The sequence below is a fragment of the Paenibacillus sp. A3 genome, assembly GCF_001399685.1.
GTDB lineage: Bacteria > Bacillota > Bacilli > Paenibacillales > NBRC-103111 > Paenibacillus_G.
The window spans coordinates 1-11,434 of record NZ_JTHN01000248.1; the positions used below are offsets into that span (position 1 = coordinate 1).

The 11,434-nt window shown below is 46.2% G+C and carries 10 protein-coding genes and 1 pseudogene; 3 read left to right on the forward strand and 8 right to left on the reverse strand.

The window, feature by feature from the left end; translation table 11 throughout:
* The 5 genes from QJ48_RS31195 to QJ48_RS31215 form a co-directional block, all read right to left on the reverse strand.
* Positions 1–599: FtsX-like permease family protein (locus QJ48_RS31195; protein WP_157261816.1), on the reverse strand; the 599-nt coding region annotated here is incomplete at its 3' end.
* Positions 586–1,371 (reverse strand): ABC transporter ATP-binding protein, encoded by a 786-nt coding sequence (locus QJ48_RS31200; RefSeq protein ID WP_054977236.1) that lies wholly within the window; start codon positions 1,369–1,371, stop codon positions 586–588. The genes QJ48_RS31195 and QJ48_RS31200, both read right to left, overlap by 14 nt.
* Positions 1,372–1,551: 180 nt before the next feature.
* Complete coding sequence (locus QJ48_RS31205) at positions 1,552–2,577, reverse strand: HAMP domain-containing sensor histidine kinase (protein ID WP_063858208.1); 1,026 nt, start codon at positions 2,575–2,577, stop codon at positions 1,552–1,554.
* 18 nt (positions 2,578–2,595) lie between these two features.
* Positions 2,596–3,279 (reverse strand): response regulator transcription factor, encoded by a 684-nt coding sequence (locus QJ48_RS31210; RefSeq protein ID WP_082420752.1) that lies wholly within the window; start codon positions 3,277–3,279, stop codon positions 2,596–2,598.
* 206 nt (positions 3,280–3,485) lie between these two features.
* A complete protein-coding gene (locus QJ48_RS31215) occupies positions 3,486–5,423 on the reverse strand; it encodes a PAS domain S-box protein (RefSeq protein WP_237763124.1) in 1,938 nt (645 codons plus the stop codon).
* Between the two features lie 432 nt (positions 5,424–5,855).
* On the opposite strand from QJ48_RS31215, the gene QJ48_RS31220 reads away from it, so the two are divergent.
* Positions 5,856–6,734 carry a LysR family transcriptional regulator gene (locus tag QJ48_RS31220; protein WP_054977238.1) on the forward strand — a complete coding sequence of 293 codons (879 nt, stop codon included), beginning with the start codon at positions 5,856–5,858 and terminating at the stop codon, positions 6,732–6,734.
* Positions 6,735–6,816: 82 nt separating this feature from the next.
* Here the strand turns inward: QJ48_RS31220 and QJ48_RS31225 are convergent, their stop codons facing one another.
* The 3 genes from QJ48_RS31225 to rocF all read right to left on the reverse strand — a co-directional run bounded on the left by QJ48_RS31225 (position 6,817) and on the right by rocF (position 10,414).
* Positions 6,817–8,151: an amino acid permease gene (locus QJ48_RS31225; RefSeq protein WP_054977244.1), complete on the reverse strand. Its 1,335-nt coding sequence runs from the start codon at positions 8,149–8,151 to the stop codon at positions 6,817–6,819.
* A gap of 106 nt (positions 8,152–8,257) precedes the next feature.
* The gene (locus tag QJ48_RS31230) at positions 8,258–9,469 is read right to left on the reverse strand and encodes an ornithine--oxo-acid transaminase (RefSeq protein WP_054977239.1); all 1,212 of its coding nucleotides are present in this window, start codon (positions 9,467–9,469) and stop codon (positions 8,258–8,260) included.
* A gap of 30 nt (positions 9,470–9,499) precedes the next feature.
* Entirely contained in the window at positions 9,500–10,414 is a 915-nt protein-coding gene (gene rocF, locus QJ48_RS31235) for an arginase (protein ID WP_054977240.1), read from the reverse strand.
* A 281-nt stretch (positions 10,415–10,695) separates the two neighbouring features.
* On the opposite strand from rocF, the gene QJ48_RS31240 reads away from it, so the two are divergent.
* Positions 10,696–11,229, forward strand: coding sequence for a sigma-70 family RNA polymerase sigma factor (locus QJ48_RS31240; RefSeq protein WP_054977241.1), 534 nt, complete (start codon positions 10,696–10,698; stop codon positions 11,227–11,229).
* Positions 11,216–11,434: pseudogene (locus tag QJ48_RS39030) on the forward strand (hypothetical protein); the annotation flags it as partial. The gene QJ48_RS31240 and the pseudogene QJ48_RS39030, both read left to right, overlap by 14 nt.

Below are 11,434 nucleotides of genomic sequence, written 5' to 3' on the forward strand. Positions count from 1 at the left end.
ATGGAATTCGGCTTTTGGGGATGCTCGCCTTGTTGGTCCGCATGAAACAGTTGGAGCAAGGTGCTGCGATAAACCGTTAGCAGCATCTGGACCGAAGTGAGCGCGATCAGCGCGGCAAACACGAGGACCGTCTGAAGCGCAGCCGGAGCGGAGAACGTCAGCGCGATAAATCCTTCGAACCCCAGAAGCTTCATAAGAATGAGCAGGAACAGACGCGATACGAGAGCGCCGCTGCCGATACCCATTAGAAGTGCACCTGTACCCAGCAGTACATTTTCGATAATAAGAAGACGCGCTACCCCCTTCTTGGTCAAACCTATCAATTGATATAACCCGATTTCCTTGCTGCGGCGTTTCAGGAAGATACGGTTCGCGTAAACCGTAAACACGGCTACGATAAGCAGCAGCAAAATGCCCGCCACTTGGAACGAAGTGGCGAAATTCACATCCGAACTCGACGTACGGACAATGGATGAGTCATGCTGTAACGTGGCAAAGACGAAATACAGACTCGTGCTGAAAATAAGTGCGAAAAAGTAAAGATAATAGTGTTTAATATTTTTCCGCATGCTGCGGGCGACAAGCTCAAATAACGTCAACCGTGTCACCCCCGAGAACAGCCTGCACGTCCATAATGTTCTTAAAGAAGGCCTGTCTCGTTTTGTCGCCGCGGTATAATTCCGAATAGATCGTCCCATCCTTCAAAAAGACAACACGGCTGCAATAGCTTGAAGCCACAGGATCGTGGGTGACCATCACAATGGTTACGCTCCGTTTTTGATTGAGAGCTTCCATCGTTCCGAGCAGCGAGGAAGCCGATTTGGAATCAAGCGCACCCGTCGGTTCGTCGGCGAATAAGATTGCCGGCCGGTGAATGAGCGCGCGGCAGGCGGAAGTCCGCTGTTTTTGGCCGCCCGATATTTCATGCGGGTATTTGTCCGCCAGCTCTTGGATGCCTAGAATACTGGCAATGGTATGGAACTCTTCTTCCGCTTCCTTTTTATTCATTTTTCCAAGGGAGACAGGAAGGAGGATATTTTCCTTGACCGTCAGCGTGTCAAGCAGATTATAATCCTGGAAGATAAAACCCAGTTTATTACGGCGGAAAGCGGACAATTCGGCATCTTTCATGTTGGAAATGTCCGTATCTTCGATGAGAATCGTCCCTTCTGTCGGGCGGTCGATGGTAGCCAGAACATTCAGCAGGGTTGTCTTTCCCGATCCGGACGGCCCCATGATTCCGACAAATTCACTCTCGATGACACGAAGCTCGATGCCTTTTAACACTTGCTGTGCGCTTCCCTTCGTTCCGTATGATTTGCAGACATTTTGAGCGTGCAGCATCGTTTTTTGCGAATGTAATTGACTCATACCTTACCTCCAAGTTTGCATTAGCCTTATTGTAAGGTGTCCCTCAAGCTTTGTCGCACGTTTTAGATGATAAACGGGAAAGGCAATGTGACAATATTGTCATGTTCCGCTATAGGGCTGCCATTTCCCATAAAATAAGCAGTCAGGAATATCCCGACTGCCGATGTGTTCGTCTATTGCTCATCCGTTTCGGATGGATTCGAAGTCATTTTTCGCGGTGAAAATCATACGCATCACGGTACCTTTCCCCTGTACGGATGGCGCCTCAAGGGTAATCCCGATTTTGGCGGCAACGGTCTGCGCAAGATACAATCCGAGTCCGGTCGCCGCATTTTGAAGTCTTCCGTTTCCGCCTGTAAACCCTTTGTCAAAAATGCGCGGCAGGTCGTGCGCCGGAATTCCAGGCCCCTCGTCCTTGATGGCGAGTATGACATGGCCGGCCATCGTCACTTCAGTGGAAATCACGATCGTTCCGCCATTCGGACTGTATTTCACCGCGTTAGTCAATACTTGCCGGATCATGAAACGGCACCATTTGCTGTCCGTGATGACCTCCGTATCTTCCCCTTCGAATTCGACCGCTATGTTCTTCTCCATACACCATGAGGCCAAATCCCGGACTTCTTTCGCGACAAGCCGCTGGATAGCCGCCGCTTCCAAAACGTAATCCGACTCCAGGGAAGGCAGACGCGTAATGTCCAGCTGCCGATTGATCAGCAAATAGATCCGTAACCATTCCGCTTCGATTTTGCGTATCTTCGGATCGCTGCGATTGGCATCGATGGTCAGCTTCATGGCGGTGAGGGGAGCTTTTACTTCGTGTACCCAAGAGGCAGTATAATTATTTTCGATGAGGTGTGCCCTTTTACAGTCGGATAGTTTTCGTCTAAAAAAGAGATCCACGGTACGCAATACTTCACTCGTTACCTCATCCCGTACATTTTCAGGTGTCGGCAAGGTTTCAATCCAGTCGTCATCCATTTCTTCGGCGAGTGCGGCAAGCGCAGCTGCATATTTCGTCTCTTTGCGATAACGCCACAGGAAGAAGCCTATAAACGAAAGAAGAAACAGGGTATTCAAATAAACGATGGAGCTGATTTGTATATAGATGCCTTTATCAAGCAAAATAAGCAAATCTGTAAAACCAAGCAGCATCATAAACAATAAAATCCAACTTTTCATACTGCCAACATAGCGTATAAACACCCCTCTCGTGTTCCTCCTCTATAAAGTGATGGCCATGTAGCCTAATCCTTTTTTTGTTATGATGGCGTCTTCCAAGCGGAGGATGGCCAGCTTCTGGCGCAAACGTGTGATATTCGCAGTCAGGGTATTATCGTTGACGAACTGCTCGTCCTCCCATAACTTTCGTATGAGGTCATGGCGTGTAATAATCTCGTTCTTCGCCTTCACGAGGACGGCAAGTATGAAAAATTCGTTTTTCGTCAATTCGACCTCTTCTCCATCCAGGCGGATGACGCCGCGTTTCATATCGATCAGCGCGCCGTTCCATTCGATAATATCGGGCGATTCTTCTACGTAAGCGTACGTGCGACGAAGGATGGCTTGGATTTTGGCAAACAGCACCTCCATGTTGAACGGCTTCTGGATATAGTCATCCGCTCCCATATTCATGGCCATGACCATATCCATCGGGTGATCCCGCGAAGATATAAAAAGAATCGGCACCTTCGATACCGCCCGAATTTCCCGGCACCAGTGAAAGCCGTCGTACTTTGGAAGTTGAACGTCCAGGATGACAAGATGAGGCTGCTCCTTCAAAAAAGGCCCCATGATATCGTGGAAATGATCAGGTCCTGCGACACGAAAAGACCACTTTTCCAACCTTTCCTTCAGTGAATCGAAGATGGAGGTATCGTCTTCCACAATGAAAATGCTCATGTCCATGCCAATACACTTCCTTTCTAAAATAGTTTAAATGAAAAGAAGGGGGAGAACAATTCGGTGATAACAATGCATAGAATGTCCAATAACAAAAAACCTATATGCGACGTTAATAAAACGCCTCACATAGGTTTTGTTGCAGCCTGCCTGTATGCGGGAATTACCATGGCCATAATCGGGATTGGCACATCCGGATTGGCAACCGTCCATTAAATGAGGGCAAACTGACGCAGAAGCTTCATAACGGTCTCTCTCTTGACCGGCTTGCTGATATACTCATCCATTCCGGCCGCCAGGCATTTTTCCCGATCGCCCTTCAAGGCGTTGGCCGTGACGGCAATGATTCGGGGGCTCTTCTCTTTGAGACTCTTTTTTATGATTTGTGTTGCCTCCAGGCCATTCAGAATGGGCATATGCAGGTCCATAAAAATGATATCAAAATGCTCTTTGCCGGTGGCTTCGGCCGCTTCTTTACCGTTGGTGACGACGGTAACCTTATGCCCCATTTTTTCAAGCATTTTGCTCATCACAAGTTGATTGATCGGATTGTCTTCAGCGAGCAAGATGTTCGTCTTCATCGCGTTATTTGGCATCGGCTCACAAACCTGTTCGCCTGGAAGTTCCGGAGCTTCCTTAAGCCTGATGGTGAAAATAAACGACGATCCGTTGGTGCCGTCACTGACGGCGTGAATTTCTCCGCCCATCATACCGACCAGCCTGCGGCTGATCGCAAGACCAAGGCCAGTGCCTTCGTGTCTGCGGGTCATAAAGCTGCCGATTTGTGCGAACGGCTCAAATATGTGGTTAAGCCACGCGGGATCAATGCCCGTCCCTGTATCCGTAACGGTAAAGACCAGCTTGTCCGGATCTCCCTTCCGTTGCTCCACTTTTACCGATATGCTGCCCCTTGGTGTAAATTTTACAGCATTGCCCAACAGGTTGATCAGCACCTGTTTCAGTCGCTCGTGGTCGCCATAAATATAGTCGGGAACATCGTGATTGAGGGTGTACGTCAGGCTTAAGTTCTTTATTTCAGCTCTGCCGGAAATGACGGAAAAGCTGTCTTTGATGCATTTTCGCAGATCGAAAATCTCCTCTTGAAGTTCGATTCGCCCCGCTTCGATTTTGGAAAGATCAAGGATGTCATTAATGATACTGAGCAAGGTCTCTCCGCTTTTGCGGATGATTTCTATACAACTCCGCTGCTCCTCACTTAAATCGGTCATATCAAGCAGAATATCCGTCATTCCAACCACCCCATTCATGGGTGTACGGATTTCATGGCTCATCATGGCCAAAAACTCGGTTTTTGCTTTATTTGTGGCCTCGGCTGCCTCCTTGGCAAGCAGCAATTTTTTCTGTTCAGATATGTCCTTGCAAATCAGGTAAAACCCGATATTATTCCCGCCTACAAAAATCGGCGCTATACTTGCAAGCACTTCGACGGTTTTGCCATCTTTGGTAACTAGCATGTCGATGTCATGCTCAATTGAATTATCGTAAAGAGACTTCTCAAGTATCTTGCTTACATTTTCATTTCCGATCAGATTCGCAAGCTTCATGCCGATCAATTCCGTTTCGATCAAGTACCCGGTCAGCTTCTCGGCCATGGTATTGGCATTAATAATGCGGCCGTCGAGGCCAAAGGAAATGACGGCATCATGGTTGTATTTTTTGAGCGAAGTATACCGTTCGACGGACTCGTGAAGTTGTCGCTCCGATTCTTTTTGTTTCGTGATATCAATCATTTGGGTAATGTAATACATAGGGGTGTCCGTCTCGTCGCAAAAAAGCTTGAAGGATAACAGTCCCCACATGATCTCGCCATTTTTTTTGATGTATCTGCCTTCAATCTGTACTTCACTGCCATTGCTCGATAGCGCCTTGAGATCGTCAATGCCGGTTTGCGCTTCATCGGGGTGAGTAAAGTCGCCTATTCGCTTGCCGTCAAACTCCGCTTTGGAATATCCCAACATCTTTTCCATTGCGGGATTGACCGTCAAAATAAGACCATCGGGCGAAACAAGGGAAATTCCAAAAGAAGCATGGTCAAACACTTGTTGATTGAAGGTGACTTGATTCAAATTCACGCGATGCATGCGGCTTACCTCCGTAGGTTCTACAAATAACTTCGTTATTTCGTTCAAATGACACAACTCCTAGGGTATTTACCCATTTTTGGGTCCATTGAAACATAAAAGTTTTTAGACACAACAAAAAAACTTTCAAAAAGGTTGAGCTTGGTTACTTTATCATACTGCTTAGTTTTTGGAAAGTATATCCAAGACTGCCGCGTTGAACGGCAGCTTTGTTGCGCTAAAGGGCGTCTTCTGGCCGTACCTCCTATCTGCGGAAATCCGATTTAACGATAGGCAATCTGGAGACGACCTTCTCCGGCAAGTGTCTCCGACAAGGAGATCTTTTTTTTTGTGTGCGAACGGCAATTTAAAACCAGTTTTGGGTGCATGTCGGCCGTGCTTCATCGCAGAGTTCTGGCAACGGAAGTATTTCATTGATATAATAAAGAGGCATTGTCCTGTTTTTTTGTTGGTTGTTCGCAGTTCATTTGGAGGTATAAAATGGAGCTCAGAAACCTTAAAACCTTCCAAGTCGTCGCTGACCAATTAAATTTGTCCAAAGCAGCCGAAATTTTATCCTATACACAGCCTACGATCTCTGTCCAAATTCAAGCATTGGAAAGAGAATTAGGACATCCCTTATTTAATCGTGTCGGTAAAAAAACGTTCTTAACCCCCACCGGAAAATTGGTAAAACACCATACAGATATCATTTTGAACGCTTTAAGCGATTTGGAGACCGCCTTAAAAACGCTTGACGAACCGTACGGTAAACTTGCCATTGCAGCCCCTGAATATTACTACGGCCGACATCTCTCGTTGTTAATCAGTTCTTTCATTAAAGACCATCCGAAGGTTAAATTAGATTTGGCTTGCTATAATAGTAAAGAAACAATAAAGTTAGTAAGCTCCCATCAAGCCGATATCGGAATCATCGCAGGAAAGTATAACTCACCTGAGATGGAATCGATTAACTTGGACACAGAAGAAGTTATGATGGTTACGACACAAGAAATCGCCCAACAATATGACTTGTCCACGGTTTTCTCCCATTACCCGCTGATCACCTATAGAGAAAGTTGTAATTTAGAAGACGTCATTAAAGGATGTCTATCTGAATTAGAATATCAACCTACGAACATTATTGAGTCCGGCAGCGATGAAGCGATCAAACATTCGGCAATCAATCAAACAAGTATCGCTTTGCTAAGCTCAGACGGAATCAAGGAGGAGCTGGCTACGGGTAAGCTTGTCCCCATCCATCGTTTTCAACATCGGGTTGAAACATCTCTTATTTACCTCAAATCCAGGTCAGAAGAAGCAAATATTCAAAGCTTTAGCGATCTTCTCAAGCAGGCTTGGAAACCTTTAGAAGATTGAAATTGGGCAGAAAGAATGGCAGGAGGAGCACGCATGCCCTTCTACCATTTTTTCTGCCCAAATGGTTCAACAGGAAGCGATTTCAATTTTTATACTTCATGTGATAAATACCATAACAACAAGTAACAAATGGCACTGCGCAGTACAGCGCAAGCCGTTGATTCGGATCAAAGGCAAGCCCGATGCAAGCAACCGTACATAGGATGAAGGCCGCTATTGGAATAAAGGGATACAACGGGGTACGGTATTTCAAGTCAGTAAGCCGTCCGCCTTGCTTGAGGAATTTTTTTCGGAACATATATTGAGAAGCGGCTATAGCCATCCAAGCCATAATAGCGGTCAATCCAGCAAGCGAAACTAGCCATAGATAAACGGTATCTGCTGCATAAACGCTAGATAACAGCGACAAGCAGGCAATACCGACACTAATGATTAATGCATTTAACGGTACTCCTCTTGCTGTTAATTTTCCTAGAGCGGCAGGAGCCATTTTATTTCTTGAAAGAGCCCAAAGCATACGGGATGAAGCGTACAGTCCCGAATTCGCAACGGACAATAGAGCGGTTAATATAACAAAATTCATAATGTCCGCAGAATAAGGAACACCGATATTATCAAAAACCATAACAAACGGACTTTCTATGACTCCCGCTTCTTTCCACGAAATTAATCCCGAGACAACAAAAATGGATAACAGGAAAAATAAAATAATTCGCCAGACTGTATTTCGAATGGCTTTAGGCACGGAAGTCTCCGGATCTTTGCTTTCTCCCGCGGCAATTCCAACGAGCTCGCTGCCCTGAAAAGCAAAATTAACCGTGACCATCGACATCAGCACGCCACCCAAACCATTAGGAAATAAACCGCCTTCTCCCGTAAAGTTAGAAAACATAGGCGCAGACGAATAACCTTTCATATGAATAAAACCGAACATAGCAGCGCCGCCTAAAACAATAAATGCGATGATCGTAAATAGTTTAATACTCGCAAACCAGTACTCCGTCTCGGCGTATGCTCTTGTAGAAAGAGCATTCAGTAAAAAGAGCACAATCACAAAGAGGGTACACCAGATCCAGGTCGGTATATCAGGAAACCAGCGCTTCATGATTAACCCGGAAGCTGTAACCTCAGAGCCTAATGTAATCACCCACCCAAACCAATATAACCAACCGACCGTAAATCCTGTAGCAGGTCCGATATATTGGGTCGCATACGTTTGAAAAGAGCCTGATTCAGGCATGGCAACCGATAATTCGCCAAGGCACATCATAACGAGATACATAATGAGTCCGCCCACCAAATACGCGAGAATAGAACCGCCGGGTCCCGCCTGACTAATCGTATAGCCTGAACTGATAAACAGCCCTGTGCCAATAACTCCGCCGAGTGAAATCATATATACATGCCTGCTCTTCATCGTGCGCTGCAACTCGGTCACACCATGTATCCTCTGTTCTATAATGAATTCGCCTCCTTATTGTGAAGCATACACTCATGAGTTTTGGCGATTGAAAGAGAAATCCTTACTGGGTTGCAGCTCCTACTTCATGAAAAACCGATACAATTCGTTCAAGCGCCCAATCCAAATTTTCTTGCGAAATATTTAACGGTGGAGCAAACCGAATCGTCGTTTCATGCGTTTCTTTGCACAGCAGGCCCAGCTCTTTCAGCTTTTCGCAATAAGGACGCGCCGGTTCGTTCAATTCAAGCCCGATAAATAAGCCGCGGCCGCGAATTTCCTTCAATTTGCTGCTTTTGATCTCTTTTAGCTTATTCATAAAATATTGTCCTGATTGTTCGGAACGACGAACCAAATCCTCTTCTTGCAGAACATCCAATGCCGTAATTGCAACGGCACAGCCTAACGGATTCCCGCCAAAAGTAGAGCCGTGAGAACCCGGGTTAAACACGCCGAGAATGTCCTGGTCGGCAGCGACCGCAGAAATCGGAAACACCCCTCCGCCCAACGCTTTACCCAAAATGTACATATCCGGCTTCACATTCTCCCAGTCGCAAGCGAATAACTTGCCTGTACGCCCAAAGCCCGTTTGGATTTCATCAGCAACGAACAAGACATTGTTTTCCTTGCAAAGCCTTTGCGCTCCTTGGATAAATCCGGTTGCCGGAATATTGATTCCCGCTTCTCCTTGAATAGGTTCGAACAAAAATGCAGCTGTATTCGGCGAAATCGCATTTTTCAAAGCTTCCAGATCGCCGTACGGAATAATTTTGAACCCGGGTGTGAACGGCCCGAATCCAGCCTTATACTCTTCCTCGGAGGAAAAAGAAGTAATCGTAATCGTACGTCCATGGAAATTGCCTTCACAAACAATAATTTCAGCTTGATTGGCAGGCACTTTTTTCACGCTGTAAGCCCAGCGCCGAATGGCTTTGATTGCCGTTTCCACGGCCTCTGCGCCTGTATTCATCGGAAGAATCATACTTTTTCCCGTCAGTTGCGACAGTTTTTCGTAAAATGTCCCTAGCTGGTCATTGTGAAACGCGCGGGATGTCAAAGTGACTTTATCCGCTTGATCCTTCAAAGCTTGAATGATTTTGGGGTGTCTATGCCCATGGTTTAGCGCGGAGTAGGCACTTAGCATATCCATATATTTATTGCCTTCCGGATCTTCAACCCATACTCCCTCAGCTTTAGATATAACGATAGGCAGCGGACGGTAATTTGCAGCTCCGTATTTTTCAGTCTGTTCAATAATTTGTTTTGTTTGTGTCATGGCAAGGCCTCCCCGATTAAAATAATTTATTTATAGAATTCGTTCTCCAAAAAGCGAGCCGGCCAAGTCGACAGCGGATTTGGCCGTCCTGTTGTTCACATCGAGCATCGGATTCACTTCTACAATTTCCGCCGAGACAAGAGCGCCATGTTCATGCAGATATTCCATAGCAAAATGACTCTCTCTATAAGAAATCCCGCCCTCCACAGGCGTTCCAACACCGGGCGCTTCTCGAGGATCCATCCCGTCCAAATCCAGACTGAGGTGAAGACCGTCCGTGCCTGCCGAAACCCGCTCTAATGCCTCATCCATGACCGTTTTCATGCCATATTTGTCGATGTCATACATCGTAAATACGCGAATGCCTTGCTCCTTCAAGAACAGCCTTTCGCCTGGATCGATCGATCTCGCCCCGATAATAACAACGTTGCGCGGATCTAATTTCTTGTGCGCTCCACCAATGGAAGTAAGACTCGGATGCCCGTGACCTAACAATACAGCCAGCGACATTCCATGAATGTGACCCGAAGTGGTGGTAAATTCCGTATTCACATCCGTATGCGCGTCGAACCAAATGACACCAAGCTTATTCACATGCTGCAGGATACCTTTAATTGTTCCAATAGCAATACTGTGATCTCCGCCGATAACGAGAGGAAGCCGGCCTTTTCCCATCTCTTGGGCCACCGCTTCGGCCAATTTCGTGTTAACGCGAGCGATTTCCGCCAAATATTTTAATTTTTCATCAGGATCACACCTATCCTGCAAGCGGTTGACCTCGATATCGCCGCAATCACTGACCCGGAAACCCAACGCTTCCAGCCTTGCCTGAATATTTGAACTTCGAATCGCAGTCGGTCCCATGTCTACACCAGAACGATTGGCACCGAGTTGAAGCGGTACTCCGATAAGTGAAATATCGTTGCTGTTTTTTGTAGTAATCATAGAGAACCCCTCGGTTTCATATAGTTTTTTTACATAATATGTTATTTTTCAACAAAGGTAGCGCTTTCTTTCCAAGTCATCCCGCTCGATGACATCTCGAATGTATCATAGCTTCGGCGGATTCTGAAATTGAAATCGTCTATTGTTACTATTTAAATTATTTATGGTCAACGATTTTGGAGGATGGATAAGCAGAATAGTGTAAATGAAATGTGACCATATAGCGGCTGGATCTGTCTAATTAGTATAAATACAAAATTTTAAAAAAAGGAGTGTGTGAAGTGGATGTAACAAACCTTGCGATTCAAGCGACAACGGGTAACCGTGATGCTTTTATCAGCCTTGTTAAGCACTTTGAGGAATCTTTATACCGTATGGCCAAATCCATCTTGGGTAAAGACGAGGATGTCGCGGATGCCCTGCAAGAAACCATTTTGAAAGCCTATCAATCGATCCATGCCCTTCGCGAGCCTAAATTTTTTAAAACCTGGATCTTCCGTATTCTGATCAATCAATGCAATACGATTCTCGCAGGCCGATCGCGTACCGTAGTTTACTCAGAGGCTCAGGAACCTTCTTCGCCCTCTAAAGATTACGATAACGTGGATTTGAGAGAAGCGGTGGACCGACTGGATGAGCAGCAGCGTATCGTTATCCTTCTTCATTATTTTGAAGATCTGCCGGTGCGGCAGATCGCCAGCGTCCTCAACATCTCGGAAAGCGCCGTCAAGATGCGCCTTTCCAGAGCGCGCGATACCCTTATGCAAAATTTTAAAACACTTGATGAAGGGAAGATGAACTATGGAACGATTTAACCTTGAGAAAGAACTCATAAAACTGAAAAGGACAAATAGCGCAAATATGGCGATGTCCTCGCTTGTCCGTTCGCGTCTGGATGACACTTACGCTGCACTCCCTGAGCGGCCTGCCCAGCGCTTAAGCAACAAAACACGAACACGGTCGCGCCGAAAAAACAACCGCCACTGCAGCAGCAGTCATCCTCGGAGCAGCGTTCTTCGC